Raw genomic sequence first — 18937 nt, forward strand, 5'->3', positions numbered from 1 at the left:
GTTTTGGGTCTGCTCTTGATTTTTTTTAAATCCCCCTCATAAAGGAAAAACCCCCATTGACTTGGAATAACCATGAATATGCACTATAATTACAAACATGAAGTCCCACCCCAAAAAATAGATTTGCCTTGCGACAAAAACGCAGGGCATGGCGACCATTGGGCTATTTTAACAGACGACATCAGCACTGATGTACCAAATTGGCTACATGCCATGCTAGGTACCGCCACCTTATCTGCTGGTCTAAACCCCAAGCAAACCGACCCAAAAACCCTGCTTTTATCAGAAGACACGCCCTGCCACATCAAACAAATTCTCGCCATGAAAGACGGTAAGCCAACTGCATTCATCAATGCCTATCCTGCAGTGTCTAGTCCCTATGGTATGCATTGCCAAATCGAACGTGTCATTCGCTGTGCCGATACCTTAGATGCCATTTTACGCCTAAAAACCAAAGACGGCACGGTCATCTACGCCTTTGACCAACTCTACGCCATCAACCGCCATGACTATACCACGCCTACCGAATACTATGTCAATTTTAGTGCATGGGCTCATCATCTAGAACCTAGTAATAAAGACGAAACTTTGCTGGTCAAAAACCCCAAAGCCATTCGCTATCATCTTGCCTTTAATGACATCGTCGCTAACAATAACGGTGTTATTCCTGACGACATCGACAACCAAATCAAAGCATGGATACCCAAAGATACAGATGATTTAACCACACCGCTTGAAATTAATTTTGGGGAGAGTTGTATTTATTTGTTTGGCGACACATTTGGTCAAGAAGACGAAGCATGGTGTCAAGGACAAGTCTTAGGCATCAGCCACAGTGATTTTTTTGGTAAACCCATCACGCTGTTTGACGTGGTAATTTTGCGTGAGCATGATGCCGAAGCTTTTGTGGTGCGTATCGCCACCCCCACAAACGAAGATAACCAAAAAATCCAAGTTCATGACTATATCCAAGCCAACATTTGGCTACAAGCCTCCATCTACGCCGACAACCAAAAATCATAGCCCAACAAAAAAGACATCTTATTTGATGTCTTTTTTATCAGCCTCATTACTGAGAAATCACGTCCACGCCTGCTGGCGGTGTAAAACTAAACTGACTGGCAGGGATTTTCTTATTTAGGCTAATGTTGGTAAATTTAATGGTCGTGGTTTGCCCAATATTATCATTTAGCACCATCATCACAGGCTTGCCGCCATTAAAACTGATGGATAAATTCTTAAAATTTGCCGAGCTAGATTTTGGTTTTAATACATAATAATTCTTTTTAACATTTGGCTGGCTAATGTCAAAATTACGAGAAATACGAGCAGGGTCGCCAGACAGTAGCAAGGCTGGGGTATCGCCCACTTGATTGTCCACCGATTGCTTAACCACTTGCTGTAAATCCTTATCATATATCCACATCGTGCTACCGTTAGCAACAATTAATTGCTCTGATGGCGACTTGGTGTCCCAGCGAAATTTATTGCCACGCTCCACCGCCATGCTACCGCTAAAATTTTGGCTTTTACCGTTTGACTTGGTGGTCTGGCTAAAATTAGCCGTCATCGACTGAGTGTTTTTTAGTAGGTTATTTAGGTTGGTGGTCGCACTGTTATTTGCAAAAACAGTCATCGGCAAAGCGGTTAATGCCAAAGCAGTTAGGGTAATTGACGTTTTCATTATCACTCCAAAAATAAAACCAAATTAGTGAGCATATTTTGCCATGTTTTTATGTTTCAATCTAGCCAACTTTTGCAAAAAATCAAGGCAAATGTTGCAGGGCTATGGCTAATTTTGGGGTACGTTGACACTTTATAACACAAATCATGCTTTGGCAATGATTGATAATAAAAATCAACATTTGACATATACACCCCATGGTTGATGATGAACATTGAAATTATTACAAAATACTGCTATCATAGAAAGAAATAGTTCTGAGAATTATCCATGTACATCAATCATACGCTACGCCCTATTCATCTACGTCTTACCAACGAAATAGTTGAGCACCTCGAAAAAGTCAAGGGCGAGCACGGTTTTGAGAGCATTCAGCCACTCATTCGTTTGTACATTCGACAAGGACTTGATAGAGATAACTCCGACTACTCTCTAAGTCATGATGTCGAATTCATCAACGAACTCAAAGAACAAGGCATCAGCGAGCATGTCATCGAAAAAGCCCTAGCAAACGTCTGCAAAAAAGTCGAATAATCAAAAAACAAGTCGGTTTTGGTTGCTGATGGGCTTGTTTTTTTTTTTAAGTTTTATGATACAATATTGCTTTGTGGTATACATTAAAGTAACATCGTTTAGCTTACAAGGAGCAATCCCATGAAAATCAAGCCTCTATTGACCGCCGTCGCTGTCATTGCCATCGGATTTGGCACGGCAAATGTACACGCTCGCAGTAATGTTGGTCCTGCATACAATGGCATTAGCGGATATGTCTGCACTCACGAGGGTGGCAATGTCATGCTACGAGCAGGTGCAGGTTAAAACCACAAAGTCTTGGTACGCATGCCAAGCGGTAGCGATGTCAGAGTTTTAGAAGAGCGTAATGTCGGTGGCTGGCTATGGTACAAAGTCAGATTTGCTGGTACAACTGGTTGGGCTCGTGCAGACTATATCTGTGGCTGATCCCCATCTACAAGGCGAGTGATACAGGCGTATTGCTCGCTTTTGTTTATTTTAAAACGCTCAGAAACTGAACCATCACTTACACCCAGACTATGCAATCTTTAAAATAAACTTGCAAAGTCTCATCTAGGTAAACACACATGCAAGATTTAGGTACATTCATGAAAAAACGCACAAGAGATTTGGCGATTGGGGCGACACTGGTTGGTGTCGGCATGGTTGGTGCAATGGCTTTTTTGGTAGATAAAAGTCAACAAAAAGAAGTGGTTATCCAAAGTGGCACAGGACAAATCACAAGTGCCAATGGCGGTAGAACCATTAGCATTAACGAAAACTCTGCACCCTCTCAGAATGGCAGAACCTACGCCCAGACACAGCTAGAACCAAACCAATCACACCAGCCCCCACTGCACGCAGGTCCTGCCTACCAGCAGGGTAGTTTTACCCATCATTCTACCCCACAACACACTCCAAGCTCACAAGGCTTATGTGCCCCAGAGGCACTCGCTGTCGGCATTAAGCATTTTAGATATGCCGATGCCAACCCCAGCGACCTTGTGGCAAGTGGCTATGGCAACGATCCAAAATTTAAAATCCACAAAGCCGCTAAGCCGGCACTCCAAGAGATGATTGCCGCTGCCAAAAAGGACGGAGTTACGCTTACCCCCGGTTCGATTTTACGCACTTCATCTCGCCAAGCCCAAATCGTCGCCAACAAAAAGAAACAAGGGCAAAGTGCCGAGCAGATTTATTATACCTCATCACACCCTGGTTATTCTGAACACCACACGGGGTTGGCGGTGGATTTTTCGCCCATCAATGACAGCTTCGCCAAAACCGCAGGCTATCGCTGGCTGAAAAACAACGCCCACAAATACGGCTTTTATCAGACTTTTACCGCTGATTATTCGGCATATAGCGGTGTTTCCGAAGAGTCGTGGCACTGGCGTTTTGAGGGTAAAAATGGCGAATTTGCCCATCTCTTTGAAGCAAGCAAAAATCGTCTTTGCTGATACCCCAAATCACTTTACAAAAAAGCGTACTCACTATGGGCACGCTTTTAAATTATCTCACACACTTAGGGCTGTGCCACCGTCCACTCAATCACTTCATCAAGTAATGCATGGGCTTTTGTGTTATTGCCCGCACCATCGGCATTGATAATGGCAACTGTTGCATACATCTGCCCTGATTGCCCCACGACATAGCCTGCAATCCCTGCCACGTTACTTAGTCTACCTGTTTTAATAAAGGCACGTCCAATGGCAGGACTGTCTGGGTGGCGTTTGGCAAAACTTGCCATTGTCCCTGTCTGACCCACGATAGGCAAGGACGCTTTAAACACTTCAAAAGTCGGCTGACGATGAGTAAATTCTAACAGCTCTCCCAACGCTTGCACGCTGATAGCACAGTCTCGACACAATCCTGAGGCACGACTCATCGTGGGAGCTGGCGAGCTTAGACGCTTATGCCACCATGCATTTATCATGGCAAAACTTCTAGGATAATCGCTCGTCGCCTGCCCTGTGGCGAGCGGCAGAGATAACGCCACTTGCTCTGTCATGACGTTGTTGGAGTATTGATTAATTTGATAAATCTGCTCGGATAATGGTCTAGAATCAAACGACAAAACAGGCAGTTTATGATGATACGACCAGTCGTGTGGCAACTGACGCTTTACCAATCCTGTAAAGTCCTTATCCACAGACAGCCAAGCACCCTTGACTGCCTTTTTGATAAATTCATCTGCATTGGCAAAAGTTAGCCACTCGCTAACTTGACCACAGCCTATGCCCACTTGACCTGTGATAGCAAGTGTATCGTCCGACAGGGCGTATTTGGGTCTGATGCCACAGGAATTTGTAATGCCATCGACGGACTTTGGTAGCGTAAAATCTGCCAGTTTTGGCAGTACTGATACTGCTACCGCATTGCCATTGGGCTGAAAAATTGCATTATCCACCGTTGGTGTCGCCTCGCTATAAGGCATCCACTTCCCCGATGGGGTCATCTTCACTTCCAACGTACCAAAATTAACCAAAAATGCATTGGGCTGGGCGTTATAGGCACGAAGCCCTTGCCCATCAAAGGCGTTCACATCTTGGGATACCCCCAAAAACGCCGAATTATCCACAATAATATCGCCCCTGATGTGATGTATGCCTCGCTCTCGTAGCTGTGCAAGCATGGCACCAAGACGCTCATGCGTCATTGAGGGGTCGCCACTACCCTTGATAATGAGATTGCCATATAGCACACCCCCTGCAACCACACCATCAACATACAGACGAGTTCGCCAGCGGTACTGCTCGCCCAGCACGTCCAAAGCAATGGCGGTCGTTACCAGTTTTTGGGTGGAAGCAGGGGTGCGAGGCGTACTCGCCAAATGACTAATAACTGGCGTATCGCTACCAAGAGGCTTTACCCAAATGCTAACATCACGCACATCAAGCCCTGCTTGGACGATTTTGTCAGCAATAGAAGATGGAATCATATTTTGGGTGCTGTTATCAGCAAAAGCAAATGTGCCATAGGTGCATAACAGCACCAAACCCAGCGAAAAAAACAAAGATTTCATAAAATAAATACAGCACGCTTCATTGCCAGTAAAACCAGCATTGTATGATGCGCGCTTTTAACATGATTAAAATTAAACCAATTAAAGTCTTTAAATGCCAACAAAATCACACCGCCAAGATTTTTGGCGTTTCGTGTTTATCAAGCAAAGAATTTATCCAAACCCTCTTGGATACCACTGCTAATAACACCTTTAAATGGTTTTGCCAAAAAGTTTAAATCCGCCTCAAAAACCACTTTTTTGCTGTCCAATATCGCACGCCCATTCACGCCTGATTTTGTAATACTGACAGTATCAGTATCCACGCCCTCTTGATAGGTTGCTTCAAAATCAAATTCTCGTTTAGCTTCTTCTAGCCATTTTTTGGCTTGGGTGCGTGCCGTCATAAAATCAAATTGATGGCTTTTTTCAATGCGTAAGTCTGGCATAATTTTCTCTTAATGTTGCTGGATTTGAGGATTTATCGGGTTATTTGACAAAATCAAGTTTTTGGCAGGGTAACACCTGTTTGACCTTGATATTTACCACCTCTATCTTTGTAGGAAGTTTCACACACCTCATCGCTTTGGAAAAAGAGCATTTGTGCCACACCCTCGCCTGCATAAATACGAGCAGGTAGATTGGTGGTATTACTAAATTCCAAGGTAACATGACCTTCCCATTCAGGCTCCAATGGGGTTACATTGACAATAATCCCACAACGAGCATAGGTGGATTTACCCAGACAAATTGTCAGCACATCACGAGGGATTTTAAAATACTCTACCGTACGAGCCAGTGCAAAGGAGTTGGGAGGAATGATACACTCATCGCCCACGATATCAATAAAACTTTTCTCATCAAAGTTTTTGGGGTCTACAATGGCAGAATGCACGTTGGTAAAAACCTTAAATTCATTGGCACAGCGAACATCATAGCCATAGCTTGATGTGCCGAAACTGACGATTTTTTCGCCCTGTGCATTTTGGCGGACTTGATTTGGTTCAAATGGTGCAATCATGTCATGCTCGATTGCCATTTGGCGAATCCAGCGGTCTGATTTAATGGACATAAATAACCTCTAAAATGGGTTGATAAAATCAATCATGAAAATATTCATTGGCTTTAATTAAAAAAACAAATAACGCCGAATAACAAAAAATACTAATCAATGATAATAGCATAAAATTCAGTGCATTTCTCTCCATCTGTGCAAGAACATCGATCAACTCAAACGCAGATGAATTCCCCCAAAATAGCCAATTAATTAAAACCTGCAATAAAAATCCAATAGCGACGACTTTCTGAATAATACCCTCAATATTTTCATGATTTTTGTAAATAAAAAACATGCCAATCAGAAAAATAATTGCGTAGACCACAAAAGATACCAAATAAACCAACATCATAACCTCCCAAATACGTCATGATTAGATGAGATTTTGTATTTAGAGACAACAAATACAGATTTGGAGACATTCTAGCATATTTTATCGTAGGTCGCACATGAATTTTTATTATTCTCTTTAATGATTTTTTAATTAAATTTTACTAAATACTCTATTAATTTTGGTGGTAAATTTAATAACCACATCATAAAATGAAAGTTTTTCATGAATACATGTTATTTATTCAATTTAATGCCAAATCAGGAACGCCAAGCCCCTGTTTGGCATAAAAGGTCTTAACAAACTCATCAAAAGTTTCATTTTCAATGCTATCACGAATGCCTTGCATGAGGTTTTGATAAAAACGCAAGTTATGAATGGTGGCAAGCTGGGCAGAGAGCATTTCACCGCATTTGTGTAGATGATGTAGATACGCACGGCTAAAATTTTGGCAGGTATAGCAGTCGCACTCGTGGTCTAGGGGGGCTTTGTCGTGGCGATGGACGGCATTTTTGATTTTGATTGCCCCCGTGCTAGTAAACAGATGTCCATTACGAGCATTACGGGTTGGCATGACACAATCAAACATGTCCACCCCACGTCTGACCGCCTCCACGATGTCAGCAGGCGTGCCTACGCCCATGAGATAGCGGGGCTTGTCGGAGGGCATGAGGTTGGGCAGGTAGTTTAGGACGCTTATCATTTCATCTTTGGGCTCACCGACTGACAGTCCGCCAATGGCGTAGCCGTCAAAGGGCATTTGAAGTAGTCCATTTAGGGATTTTTCACGCAAATCACGATACATCGAGCCTTGAATGATACCAAACAGGGCGTTTTTGTTGCCGAGTTTGGCGTGTTCGTTGATGCAGCGTTCGCCCCAACGCAAGGAGAGTTCTAAGGACTTGTCCGCTTCGATGTGGGTGGCAGGATAGGGCGTGCATTCATCAAATTGCATGACGATGTCGGAGTTGAGGGATTTTTGGATTTGCATGGAAATCTCAGGCGATAAAAACACTTTGCTGCCGTCAATGGACGAACGAAAATATACGCCTTCTTCTTTGATTTTTCGCATCTCCCCCAGACTAAACACCTGAAATCCGCCCGAATCGGTCAAAATGGGCTTGTTCCAACCAATAAAGTCATGTAAGCCACCAAACTCATCAATCACGCTCGTGGTCGGACGAAGCCACAGATGAAAGGTGTTACCCAAAATAATGTCCGCTCCGATGGCGTGAATGTCTCGTGGGAGCATGCCCTTGACCGTGCCATACGTCCCCACAGGCATAAAAGCAGGGGTAGCGACATCGCCATGAGCTAAGTGGACAGTACCTCGTCTGGCACGGGTGTTTTTGTCGGTTTTGTGCAGGGTAAATTTCATGGTTTAGTTAGTGTCAAAATTTGCAGATTATAGCAGAATTATTCTAAAACCGCAAAATTACCCCAATTTTGACAATCGCCAAAATGCCTTAGTATAAAATACTCCCTGCCAAATCAGGCTTTATGATGATAAACCCATGCACAGACAACCAACCATCAATCAAATCTATAACACCCAAAAAAATGGCACACACCAACCCTCTGTACGCCCTCACACCTGCCAAAATATTCGCCAGCTCAAATTTTAAATAAAAACCATTTGCCAAACCCCCAAAAAGCAGGTAAGATAACGCAATCTGACATTTTTATTTTAAGGAATATCATGACTGACATCGCCCCAGAATTTCGCATCACACTATCAGGTCAAATCACACCCCAAGATGTTGATGAGCTTGCCAAGATGGGTGTAAAAACCATCGTCAATAACAGACCAGATGGCGAAGAAGCGGGTCAACCGACATCAGCCGAGATAGAACAAGCGTGCCAAGCCCACAACATCGCCTACAAACACATCGCTTTTGCTGGTGGCATGATGGATATGAATCACGTACAAGATTTTGCCGATTTTTTTAATAGTACTGAGCGTCCACTTCATCTATTTTGTCGTACAGGCAACCGCTCAAACACCCTACTGACCGCCGCCAAAGAGCATGATTTACTTGACGAAGATTAAGACAGCATCATGACCGATAAAAATTCTCCGCCATCAAAGGTTCGTGCTGATAAGTGGCTATGGGCTGCACGATTTTTTCGCACACGCACACTCGCCAAAGAAGCCATCGAAGGTGGCAAGGTTCACATGCAAGGGCAAAAAATCAAAACCAGCAAAGAATTGCAAGTTGGCGATGTTCTTACCATTCGTCAAGGTCATGCCAGTGTCGCTGAACAAAAAACCATCGCCATTACAGCGCTATCAGACACTCGTGGCAATGCCACCATCGCCCAAACGCTGTATCAGGAAACCGAAGAGAGCATTGCCACACGTGAATTTTTTGCCGAACAACGCAAACTACAAAACCTAGCACGCCCTAGCACCAAACCTGATAAAAAACAACGTCGTGATATTAAGAAATTTAAAGAGCAGTGGTAAATAACAGCCCTGCTTTTTTATTGTAGAGTTGTTATAAAGACATACCAAATCGGCAGATTTTAGACAAAAAAATGACTTCATCAGCACATCTCCGGCACACTTTGGGATTACTACCGTTGCTACCTTCCGGTCCTAGCGGGGTTCATAAATCAAAGTTGCGAAGCTACCGATGAAGCCGATTTTTATTATACTAAAAAAAACTTATTTTGCAAGCACTTTTTTTAAAATTTTATCATTTTTTAACAATACGGGCAGACCAATCGTGTTAAAATGCCCTCCACTCATCATTTTTGGAGTTTTTATGAAAAAATCAAACATGATTGCCCTACCCTTAATAACAGGCTTAGGACTAGTTGCACCCATTACGCACGCCCAAAACTACAATCAAGTCAGCTTTGAAGTTGAAGTCGCCAAAACCGTTAGCAATGACGAGTTGACTGCCACACTTACCAAGAGTGCCGAACACACCGACTCTAAGGTTTTGGCAAACACCCTAAACACCACCACCAACAAGGCCCTCGCTCTCGCCCAAAAATACCCCTATGTTAAAGCAACCACTTCTCACCATCACACCTACCCACGCTATGACAACAAAGGCAAAATCAACGGCTTTACAGGGTCATCTTCCATCAAGATTGCCAGCCAAAATTTTGGAGAGGCTAGCGAACTCATCGCCCAACTTCAAGAATTTATGCAACTAGAAAACCTAAATTTTGGCGTTTCAGAATCCACCCAAAAAGCATTGGAAAACGAACTAAAACTCCAAACCATTAGCGAATTCTCAAATGAAGCCCAAACCATCACTCGTGCGTTTGGCGCAAGCGACTATAAAATCGTTACAGTAGATTTAAGCAATCATCGTGGACACATCACCGTCTCTCCCATGATGGGTCGTGCAATGGATAGTAGCATTGAACTGAAAGTTGCCCCACAGCACTACGAAAGCGGAGAAAGCCAGATTACCTATGGTGCCAGAGGCGTTATTGAACTGCTTAAATAACCCAAACAAAAAAACCGCCAATAGGCGGTTTTTTGTTGGACAAAAATTAGCCCAATGCATTTTCCCAAGTGGGGACAACGGTTTGCATGAGCGGTTTGAGCATCTTAGGATTACATGCAAAAATCGAGCCAGTATGCATGGCGTTATTACCACCTTTATGGTCAACCACAATGGCATGGGCTTCGGTAGCGATGAGTTCCCCTGCACACACGTCCCAAGGCTTGATACTCATTTCAAAATAACCGTCAAAACGTCCACACGCCACATAGCATAGGTCTAGGGCGGCAGAACCTGTACGGCGAACTTGACCGCCATTTTCGCAAATGGCTTGGAGACTGGCAAAATGCTGACGGGCAAAGCTGGTACGCACGCCGTCAATCATACGCTCATAAGGGTGTCCTGTGGTAAAAAAACCACCTGCAATCGTGTTACGCTCTGAGACTGAGATACGGCGTTGGTTGAGGCTTGCTCCACGTCCACGACTGGCAGAGAATAGCTCATCACGCACAGGATCATAGACCACGCCATGCTCGGTTACGCCTTTGTGCTGAATGCCAATGGAGACACAAAAATGAGGAACGCCATGCACGAAATTTTGCGTGCCGTCTAGGGGGTCAATGACAAAGCACCATTCGGCATCTTTGCCTTTGCCTTCTTGGAGTCCAAACTCTTCGCCCAAAAAGGAATGCTTAGGATAGCTTTCTTTTAACAAAGAAATGGTCAACTCTTCGGCATAACGGTCAATTTTGGTTACCAAGCCGTCAAGCCCCTTAGACTCAACGCCCAAATCAATGCGATGACGGTTTTCATGAGCTTTTAAAATCTCATGACCGACTTTTTTTGCGACCTGAGACGCAATCACCACCATAGGTTCCATAACACACCTTACAAACGTTTACTTAAAGAATGGTTTTGTATTCATCACACAAAATTACCATTATAAAGCAAAATGGAAAAAATTGCGACTTAAATTTGTCATTTCTTTGGTTTTTATTAAATCAACTAATACTTCATTATGAAAATTGATTACATGCCTAATTTTTACTTAGGTTTGGTCAATTCTATCCCAAATCACTCAAATTTGTACGACCTATTAACTTTGCAACCGCATTATAATCGTGAAAACGAGAATAAACACTTAATGTATTACTGTCTTTTAACCTAAATAACGCTTCGTGCCAATAAGCAATTAACGCTCTACGCACGCCATATAAACTTAAAAATTCTGACGCAACATTAAAATCGCCTTCAAAAATGGCACAGACCGAGCGTTCCATTGCTGATGAATAAGGTGTTTCATAAAAATCCCCATTGTGATTTTCTAAAAATACACCAACTTCTTCATAGTCCAAAATTAAATCGTCCAATAAAATCATATGAGCGCTTGGGTTATTCTTTTTGGGCAAAGTGCTATATGCGACTTCATGCCGACCTATATTTAAAGTAAAATATCTACCGCCATTCGTTGCTGGGAACAAGGCAAACGACCAAGCCCCTTGATAATCCAACCAATGAAACAATCCAGCCCATTCAAATAAATCAAGCAAATAACTTTTAAAATCATTGTCTTGAAACATTCTGTCTATCTTAGGCTTTTTAATAATCAAATTTTCATCAATTTGATTGAGACTTTCTGAAACAGTTTGCCAAGCAATGTTAAATAATTCTTTTTGGTGCGGAATTTCTTTATTTAAAAAACTTCTAAATTGATAATGTAGATTATATTCTACCAATCGCCAATCATTCACTTGGCGAAAATCTTGCAAATGCCAAACGCCATATTGTTTATAAGGCTCACCACTATTGATTTCTTTAATGCGTTTCATTGGCGGATAATCAGAACCGCCAATTTTAATGCTCTTGCAATTATTTGATGTTAAAATATAAACATAACCAGATTTTTCATTATTCATGGCATTATCAACCTACCCCAAAAATGATTCCAAACTTGCTAAAATCCCCTCTTTATCCAGCCCACATTCGGCTAACTGCTCGGCGTGCGAGCCGTGAGCAATAAATTCGTCCTTAATGCCAAGATTTTTAATCGGTACAGTTACGCCACGACTTGCCAAATATTCATTCACCGCAGAGCCTGCTCCGCCCATGAGTTGATGTTCTTCTAGGGTGGCGATGTGGGTTGTCCCTTTGATAAGGCTATCAATCAACGCAGTATCCAAAGGCTTGACCCACCGCATGTCGCAGACGATAACCGAAATATTATCCAATTTTTCAATCGCTTTTAAGCCGTCCACCAAACGAGTGCCAAAATTTAACAAAACCAACTGTTTATTGCTGTTTACTTGTTTTTCAAAGACAATATTACCCTTGCCAATTTCTAGTTTTTCATCAGTTTTGACAATCTTACGCCCCACGCCTGCCCCTCGTGGATAGCGAATGGCTGATGTGCCTTGATACTCATAACAAGCATTCAATAGATGATAGCACTCATGTTCATCTGATGGGGTGGCGATGATGACATTTGGCACACAGCGTAAGTATGCCAAATCAAACACGCCTGCATGAGTCGCCCCGTCCTCGCCCACCAGTCCCGCTCGGTCGATGGCAAAAGTAACATCTAAGTTTTGTAGGGCGACATCATGAACAAACTGGTCATAGCCCCGTTGTAAAAAAGTCGAATAAATCGCCACCACAGGTTTTAGCCCACCTGTTGCCATGCCCCCAGCCAGCGTTACGGCGTGCTGTTCGGCAATCGCCACATCAAAAAACTTGGCAGGATAACGCTTGGCAAACTCAACCATGCCAGAGCCTTCGCACATGGCAGGGGTGATGGCAACGAGCTTGGGGTCATCGCCTTTGTCCATGAGCCATTCCCCAAAAATGTCCGAGTATTTTTTGGCGGTCGGTATGTCGGCTTTTGGTGTGTCGGTTTTGGACAGTTTGCCAATGGCGTGGTATTTGATGGGGTCGTTTTCGGCAGGTAAAAAGCCCTTGCCTTTGACTGTATGCACATGAATCAGTACCGCCCCGCCCAAGTTTTTGGCTCGCTCAAACACTTGTAACAGCTTTGGCAAATCATGTCCGTCAAAAGGCCCGAGATAGGTAAAGCCAATCGCCTTAAACAAATTATCAGGGAAAATGTGGTCGTGTACTTTTTCGGCAATTTTATCTGATAGGGGCATGGGTGGGGCATTTTTACCCAAAAGATTACCGATGTTTTGGACAAGGTTTGTACCAAGTTTGGCAGGGATTTTCTCCAAGGTTTCCTTAGCATCCGTTGCCATGTGTAGATAATGACGCACACGGCGGTCATCAGCACTGATTTCTCGCTTAACCATAAGAATGTTACCATATTTATCAATGTCAAACGCCAACCCCCGTTGCCACAGTTTTGCCAAATGACGACTAAACCCACCAATCGCTTGCGAAATGGACATGTCATTGTCATTTAGCACCACCGTCAAATCGGCATTTTGTTGCACCGCGTCATTCATCGCTTCAAACGCCATGCCCCCTGTCATCGCCCCGTCTCCGATGACCGCCACGACCTTGCGATTTTCGCCCTTGATACGACTGGCAAGGCTCATGCCTAGCCCTGCCGAGATGGAAGTTGAGCTATGCCCCACGCCAAAGGTGTCGTACTCACTCTCGCTCCGCTCAGGAAAGGCAGTGAGTCCGCCCCGACTGCGAATGCTGGTGAGCTTATCTTTACGTCCTGTCAATGCCTTGTGAGCATATGCCTGATGACCCACGTCCCAGACAAGTTTATCATAAGGGGTGTTATAAATGGTGTGTAGTGCCACCGTCAGCTCCACCACGCCTAAGTTTGCCCCAAAATGTCCGCCACTTTGCCCCACCGAATACAGCAAAAATTCACGCAACTCATCGGATAATTGGCACAGCTCATCATGGCTTAGTGCCTTTAAATCACAAGGCAAGTCCACACGGTCAAGCATGGGCGTGTGTGGGCGAGCGGTGGGCAATTGGGTAAAGGTTTTGGGGGTGTGGCTAGTTTTCATCTTGGCTTGACTACTAATTAAAATATAAGGAATATGGCGATAAAAAGCGGTTTATGATAGCATTTTTTAGGGTTTTTTACCTAAGAATTATGGTATTTTATCGGATTTTTTTATGCAAAAGAAGTCTTAGCGAGCGATTTCATCATTTTTTCATGAGTGATTTTGACTTGCAAAAATTAAATCATTGATAGAATTGATTGGAAAATTTAAAAATCGTCCTTATAATAAAACCCAAGAAAATCATTCGTAGCAAGCTTGTTAAGCATGGCATTTTGCACCGCCTGTCAACTTGGTTTGGGACAGATGAAACATTCGTTATTTTTCTTATTTAAATTTTTTGTTATAATATAACATTATTCCAACTCAATTTTATTTTAATACTTTTAAAACAATGACTTATCAATTTATCAGCAAAGCCAACCTACCCACCGCTCATGGCGATTTTGTCATTCATGCCTTTGAAAACGAACACGGTCAGGAGCATGTGTTGCTCACGCATGGCTTGCCTTGCGATGATGACAGCATTATTCCGCTCATTCGTATTCATTCGGAATGCTTGACGGGCGATGCGTTTGGCTCGTTAAAATGCGACTGCGGGCCTCAGCTAAATTCTGCCATGAAACAAATCATCGCTCACGGCTGTGGGGCGATTTTGTATCTACGCCAAGAGGGGCGTGGCATTGGATTGGTAAACAAAATCCGTGCTTATGCCTTGCAGGATTTGGGCTGTGATACTTTGGAGGCGAATTTAAAACTTGGCTTACCAGCAGATGCTCGCACCTATGAGATGTGTGAAGTGATGTTACAATCGGTGGGTATCAAAAAAGCCAAACTTTTGACCAATAACCCCAATAAAGTGAGTGGGTTAAAGGAATTGGGCATTGACATCGTAGAGCGAGTACCGCTCATCGTGGGGGTTAATCCGCATAATGAGGGTTATTTGGGGGTTAAGGGCGAGAAAATGGGGCATTTTATTGGGAAATAAGACTATTTGAGCCAATATTTCACCCCACCATGCGATGAACATACACCTCGTCTGCCAAGACTTTTGGAACAAGTACCATCGTGACAAATGGCGGTACATTCGTGAGAATGTCCGTAATACTCGGACGGATAATGCTTATTGGTATTTGAATACTGTGTTTGGGGCGTTTGGATTTGACCGATTTGGACTTTGCTTAAATCAATGGGATTTTTTAAGATCAGCAACCGACCCCTTAAATCAAAAGGGCTATTTTTATCATCAGGATTTAATTTATCAAGCCAAAACAATGCTAATTCATTATTTTCGGCAAATCCCCACAAACCATCATCATAAACTACCCCCACTTTATAAATAGAGCGTTTATCGCCCTGCTCTGCTGATTTGGTGTACCAATACATTGCATCTTGATAACTTTGGGCGACACCTTGACCATTTTCAAAGTTTTGAGTAAGGCGATATTGTGATGTGCCATCGCCTTGCAATGAGGCCTGATAATACCAATAATTGGCATTTTGCAAATTCACTTCTATGCCAATGCCTTTTTCATAAATATCTGCAATCATAAATTGCGAACCCACATCGCCCTGTATTGCTGATTGTTCATACCAATAAGCAGAAGTATACAGATGCTTACCATTTTTATCAGAAAATATTAAATCCGCCCCACGAGCATATAAATCGGCCAATGTTTTTTGAGAATTTAAATCTTTTTGTACAGCTTTATCATAATGGTAACTTAACTTTTGGTTAAACTCTTGCATTTGTTTTTTATTGTGATTATCCACCCACAGATAACCACAAATCAATATCATAAAAGCAAAGAAAATTACTTTATCCATGCCTTATCAATCCACCACCTTAAATGACTGCGTACCAAATTCTGCACCCCCCACCCCGACTCGGATATGATAAATGCCTTTTGGGGTATTAGCAGGAAATTGCCAACAACTGTTAATTTGATTGTTGGTGGCATAAATTTGCCTTTCAGGTTTGGTGTTGATTTAAAAAAATGTCTTTTTGAAATCTTATAACCTTTACTTTATGCAATGATAGTTTTACAATAACAATACTTTCTTTTTATTTATCAATCAGGAGCAACCCATGACCTGCACCATTCATAAAGACCACGACCACGTTCATGGCGAAGGCTGTGGACATACTGCCATTCGTCATGGCGACCACATTGACTACTTGCATGATGGACATCTGCACCACGTGCATGACGACCACGTAGATGAGCATATTTTGGAAGTTAGCGAACAAAACCCAGCCGAGTGCAACCACGCCCACACATGTGGCGACCACGTTCATGGTGAAGGCTGTGGACATGAAGCCGTACCACATGGCGATCATACCTGCTATATCGTAGACGGACGCTTACACCATCAGCATGGCGACCATTGTGATGATCATGGAGCGGTAGAAATCATCAAATAATCCCATCATCAAAAACCCCAAAAGCGTGAACTTTTGGGGTTTTTAGTGTCAAGCTGATAATTAGGCATTGCCCTCTTCTGCTTGGGCTTGACTTTGGAGGAATGCTTGGTCGAAATTAACGGGAGCAAGCAACAGCTGTGGGAAGCTACCACGTGCGATGATGTCGCTGATGACCTCACGAGCATAAGGAAATAGCACATTCGGGCAGTATGCATTTAGTAGGTGTGGCAAATCGCTCTCTGGGATATTGCGAAGCAGGAAAATGCCCGCTTGCTGCACTTCTGCGATGAATGCGGTACTACCTGCGTTTTTGGCGGTAACACTAACGGTCAATACCACTTCTTTATGGTCTTCATCCAAGTCAGAGCTGGTGGTGGTAAGACCGATGTCAAGCTCAGGTTGCCATTCTTTGGTAAATACCTCAGCACTTGGCACTTCTAATGAAATGTCTTTTACATAAATACGTTCAAGACCTAGTTGTGGGGCGTTTTGTTCGTCAGCCATGATGACCTCCTCTAATAAGAATTACTAAATTAATATAAGTTAAAATAAATCAAGCACCCAACATTTCGTCAAGTTTGCCTTCTTGGTTTAGTTTATTTAGGTTGTCAAAACCGCCAATAAACACATCGCCGATAAAAATCTTTGGTACAGTACGATAATGATTGGTCTTAATGGCGACCTCATTTAACTCATCATCACTCATCTTAGTAACGTCAAACTCTTGATAATTCACACCTTTTTGTCCAAGCAATCGCTTGGCATTGATGCAATATGGGCAAGTTTGTTTGGTATAAATGGTTACAGCTTGCATAATAACCTCTCATAATGTAGTTTGCAACGGCTAGATGATGGGGGCGACTTTTTAAATTTCAAGAAATTTATCACAATTTCTCATTTACTCTTACTTGTTTTGGGTGTGATTAGGGGCAAACCTTGCGCTTGGTAATTGCTAATACCTCCCTCCAATCGCATGGCGTTTGGCTTGCCGATAAGCTGAACCGCCATACCCGCCTGCATGCCAATATCACAAATAAACACAATCGGTGTACTCATCGCTTGTAGCTCGGCTAGATGATTTTTTAATTCGGTAAAGGGGATATTACGTGAACCTGCGATATAGCCTGTGTTAAATTTGTTGGCAGGGCGAATATCAATGAGTGTGGCATTTTCGTTATTAACCAAAAGCCCTAAGGCTTGTGGAGCAATTTTTTTGCCACTGCGTTTACTCTCCAAGCTAAAATACATCACGGCCAGCACAAAGAGCAACCCAAACAAAAATGGGTGATTACCCATAAATTCAAACCAACGCTCCATACAAACTCCAAAATACAAAAACGGCTATTATACCGCATTTTTTATGATAAATTAAGATTTTACCACGCCTGCCCCATTTTTGGCTTCTAAGACAAGCTCATTAAAGCTTATAACACGCCTTGATAATACTTGTCCATCTGCCACCGCCTGCCAAAATGCACAACCTTTGGCGTTTTGGGCGTGATTACAATCTCGAAACTGACAGGTGCCAGACAGTTCATTTAGCTCATCAAACCCCCCCAAAATGTCATTTTCGGACAAATGCCAAATCCCATACTCTCGAATGCCTGGTGTATCAATGATACCGCCTAACGACAAATCACAAGGGTCGTACGCCAAAAGACGGCTGGTGGTGGTGGTGTGCTGACCAAGTTGAGATGCGGTCGAGATGACGTTGGTAGATTGGTTGGCGTGGGGCATGATTTGATTGATGAGGCTTGATTTACCAACACCTGATTGTCCAGCAAAAATAACTAACTTACCATCAATGTGGCGATGTAGCTCATCTAACCCCAGCTTGCTACTGGTGGAGGTCGTGATGACTTCAAAACCGTATTTTTTGCCAAGCATTTGATATTCATCAAGAATAACAAGAGCGTCTGGGTGTTGTACCAACAAATCTGCCTTATTTAACACCAGCAAAGGCTGTACGTTTGATAATCGACAAATCAGTAAATAACGGTCAATCAATCCTGTGGCAGGTTTTGGTAGTGGTGCAAACACAATCACAAGCATGGCAACATTGCTAGCCACAGGCTTTACCTTGTGATAGCGGTCAGGGCGAGTGATGAGCGTCGTGCGTGGCAAAAGTTTCTCAATCCTGCCTGTACCTGCGATGGTATCCACGCTGATTTTTACCTCATCGCCTGTGGTAAGCATAGGCAAATTGGTACGAGCATGACATCGCCATGTTTCCCCAAGCGACAGCGAATGCTCCACGCTTGACAAGGTAGTCAGCTGCACATCGAGCTGTTTACCAAAATGCGACACCACCACGCCTGTGGCAAGCGTGCCGTCATCAATGATGGCTTCTTGGTTTTTTTGGATTTGGCGAGTTTGGTTTTTGGTAAGTTTGCGTTTACGAATCAAAGACATATTATTTATATCATAAATATCACAAAGTGATGAATGTTAGGGGCTATTGAGATGTTTTGGTATTAAATAA

Annotated in this window: 23 protein-coding genes and 1 other RNA gene; 10 read left to right on the forward strand and 14 right to left on the reverse strand. The window is 43.0% G+C overall.

Translation table 11 applies throughout. The features are described 5' to 3' along the window. Positions 1–72 precede the first annotated feature (72 nt). Positions 73–1023, forward strand: coding sequence for a hypothetical protein (locus tag Q4B79_RS03825; protein ID WP_303085106.1), 951 nt, complete (start codon positions 73–75; stop codon positions 1021–1023). 46 nt (positions 1024–1069) lie between these two features. On the opposite strand, the gene lolA is transcribed toward Q4B79_RS03825, so the two are convergent. Further along, positions 1070–1684 (reverse strand): outer membrane lipoprotein chaperone LolA, encoded by a 615-nt coding sequence (gene lolA, locus Q4B79_RS03830; protein WP_303085107.1) that lies wholly within the window; start codon positions 1682–1684, stop codon positions 1070–1072. A 270-nt stretch (positions 1685–1954) separates the two neighbouring features. Between lolA and Q4B79_RS03835 the strand changes: the two genes are divergently transcribed. The 4 genes from Q4B79_RS03835 (at position 1955) to Q4B79_RS03850 (ending at position 3657) form a co-directional block, all read left to right on the forward strand. Beyond that, positions 1955–2218 carry a CopG family transcriptional regulator gene (locus Q4B79_RS03835; RefSeq protein WP_303085108.1) on the forward strand — a complete coding sequence of 88 codons (264 nt, stop codon included), beginning with the start codon at positions 1955–1957 and terminating at the stop codon, positions 2216–2218. Between the two features lie 120 nt (positions 2219–2338). After that, positions 2339–2503, forward strand: a complete 165-nt coding sequence (locus Q4B79_RS03840) for a hypothetical protein (protein ID WP_303085109.1) — start codon at positions 2339–2341, stop codon at positions 2501–2503. 12 nt (positions 2504–2515) lie between these two features. Then, positions 2516–2644, forward strand: a complete 129-nt coding sequence (locus Q4B79_RS03845) for an SH3 domain-containing protein (protein WP_303085110.1) — start codon at positions 2516–2518, stop codon at positions 2642–2644. Positions 2645–2784: 140 nt separating this feature from the next. Further along, positions 2785–3657 (forward strand): D-alanyl-D-alanine carboxypeptidase family protein, encoded by an 873-nt coding sequence (locus Q4B79_RS03850; RefSeq protein WP_303085111.1) that lies wholly within the window; start codon positions 2785–2787, stop codon positions 3655–3657. A gap of 65 nt (positions 3658–3722) precedes the next feature. Here Q4B79_RS03850 and dacB read toward each other — a convergent pair whose 3' ends face one another. From dacB to tgt, 4 genes are all read right to left on the reverse strand, one after another. Then, positions 3723–5222, reverse strand: coding sequence for a D-alanyl-D-alanine carboxypeptidase/D-alanyl-D-alanine-endopeptidase (gene dacB / locus Q4B79_RS03855; RefSeq protein WP_303085112.1), 1500 nt, complete (start codon positions 5220–5222; stop codon positions 3723–3725). 140 nt (positions 5223–5362) lie between these two features. After that, entirely contained in the window at positions 5363–5650 is a 288-nt protein-coding gene (locus Q4B79_RS03860; protein ID WP_303085113.1) for a polyhydroxyalkanoic acid system family protein, read from the reverse strand. 53 nt (positions 5651–5703) lie between these two features. Continuing rightward, positions 5704–6273: a dCTP deaminase gene (dcd, locus tag Q4B79_RS03865; protein ID WP_303085114.1), complete on the reverse strand. Its 570-nt coding sequence runs from the start codon at positions 6271–6273 to the stop codon at positions 5704–5706. Between the two features lie 560 nt (positions 6274–6833). Further along, positions 6834–7967 (reverse strand): tRNA guanosine(34) transglycosylase Tgt, encoded by a 1134-nt coding sequence (gene tgt / locus Q4B79_RS03870; protein ID WP_303085115.1) that lies wholly within the window; start codon positions 7965–7967, stop codon positions 6834–6836. 321 nt (positions 7968–8288) lie between these two features. On the opposite strand from tgt, the gene Q4B79_RS03875 reads away from it, so the two are divergent. Together Q4B79_RS03875 and Q4B79_RS03880 are read left to right on the forward strand one after the other, a co-directional pair. Continuing rightward, complete coding sequence (locus Q4B79_RS03875) at positions 8289–8639, forward strand: sulfur transferase domain-containing protein (protein ID WP_303085116.1); 351 nt, start codon at positions 8289–8291, stop codon at positions 8637–8639. 9 nt (positions 8640–8648) lie between these two features. Continuing rightward, complete coding sequence (locus tag Q4B79_RS03880) at positions 8649–9056, forward strand: RNA-binding S4 domain-containing protein (protein ID WP_303085117.1); 408 nt, start codon at positions 8649–8651, stop codon at positions 9054–9056. 75 nt (positions 9057–9131) lie between these two features. On the opposite strand, the gene ffs is transcribed toward Q4B79_RS03880, so the two are convergent. Further along, positions 9132–9228, reverse strand: an RNA gene (gene ffs, locus Q4B79_RS03885) — signal recognition particle sRNA small type. A gap of 129 nt (positions 9229–9357) precedes the next feature. On the opposite strand from ffs, the gene Q4B79_RS03890 reads away from it, so the two are divergent. Continuing rightward, positions 9358–10056, forward strand: a complete 699-nt coding sequence (locus tag Q4B79_RS03890; protein ID WP_303085118.1) for an SIMPL domain-containing protein — start codon at positions 9358–9360, stop codon at positions 10054–10056. A gap of 46 nt (positions 10057–10102) precedes the next feature. Here Q4B79_RS03890 and Q4B79_RS03895 read toward each other — a convergent pair whose 3' ends face one another. From Q4B79_RS03895 to dxs, 3 genes are all read right to left on the reverse strand, one after another. After that, the gene (locus Q4B79_RS03895; RefSeq protein ID WP_303085119.1) at positions 10103–10933 is read right to left on the reverse strand and encodes an inositol monophosphatase family protein; all 831 of its coding nucleotides are present in this window, start codon (positions 10931–10933) and stop codon (positions 10103–10105) included. Positions 10934–11117: 184 nt separating this feature from the next. After that, on the reverse strand, positions 11118–11969 hold the full coding sequence (locus Q4B79_RS03900; protein WP_303085120.1) for a GIY-YIG nuclease family protein: 852 nt from the start codon (positions 11967–11969) through the stop codon (positions 11118–11120). Between the two features lie 12 nt (positions 11970–11981). Further along, positions 11982–14033, reverse strand: coding sequence for a 1-deoxy-D-xylulose-5-phosphate synthase (dxs, locus tag Q4B79_RS03905; protein WP_303085121.1), 2052 nt, complete (start codon positions 14031–14033; stop codon positions 11982–11984). Between the two features lie 391 nt (positions 14034–14424). Between dxs and ribA the strand changes: the two genes are divergently transcribed. Then, positions 14425–15018 (forward strand): GTP cyclohydrolase II, encoded by a 594-nt coding sequence (ribA, locus tag Q4B79_RS03910; protein ID WP_303085122.1) that lies wholly within the window; start codon positions 14425–14427, stop codon positions 15016–15018. A 2-nt stretch (positions 15019–15020) separates the two neighbouring features. Here the strand turns inward: ribA and Q4B79_RS03915 are convergent, their stop codons facing one another. After that, positions 15021–15857: a hypothetical protein gene (locus Q4B79_RS03915; RefSeq protein ID WP_303085123.1), complete on the reverse strand. Its 837-nt coding sequence runs from the start codon at positions 15855–15857 to the stop codon at positions 15021–15023. Positions 15858–16119: 262 nt separating this feature from the next. Here Q4B79_RS03915 and Q4B79_RS03920 point away from each other — a divergent pair, with 262 nt between their 5' ends. After that, positions 16120–16455 carry a hypothetical protein gene (locus Q4B79_RS03920; protein ID WP_303085124.1) on the forward strand — a complete coding sequence of 112 codons (336 nt, stop codon included), beginning with the start codon at positions 16120–16122 and terminating at the stop codon, positions 16453–16455. A 60-nt stretch (positions 16456–16515) separates the two neighbouring features. On the opposite strand, the gene secB is transcribed toward Q4B79_RS03920, so the two are convergent. The 4 genes from secB to rsgA all read right to left on the reverse strand — a co-directional run bounded on the left by secB (position 16516) and on the right by rsgA (position 18867). After that, positions 16516–16959, reverse strand: coding sequence for a protein-export chaperone SecB (secB, locus tag Q4B79_RS03925; protein WP_303085125.1), 444 nt, complete (start codon positions 16957–16959; stop codon positions 16516–16518). 49 nt (positions 16960–17008) lie between these two features. Continuing rightward, entirely contained in the window at positions 17009–17269 is a 261-nt protein-coding gene (grxC, locus tag Q4B79_RS03930; protein WP_303085126.1) for a glutaredoxin 3, read from the reverse strand. Positions 17270–17349: 80 nt separating this feature from the next. Then, complete coding sequence (locus Q4B79_RS03935; protein ID WP_303085127.1) at positions 17350–17772, reverse strand: rhodanese-like domain-containing protein; 423 nt, start codon at positions 17770–17772, stop codon at positions 17350–17352. 51 nt (positions 17773–17823) lie between these two features. Further along, positions 17824–18867 carry a ribosome small subunit-dependent GTPase A gene (rsgA, locus tag Q4B79_RS03940; RefSeq protein WP_303085128.1) on the reverse strand — a complete coding sequence of 348 codons (1044 nt, stop codon included), beginning with the start codon at positions 18865–18867 and terminating at the stop codon, positions 17824–17826. Positions 18868–18937: the final 70 nt, after the last annotated feature.

Origin of the sequence: Moraxella sp., assembly GCF_030525845.1 — a bacterium.
Lineage (GTDB): Bacteria > Pseudomonadota > Gammaproteobacteria > Pseudomonadales > Moraxellaceae > Moraxella.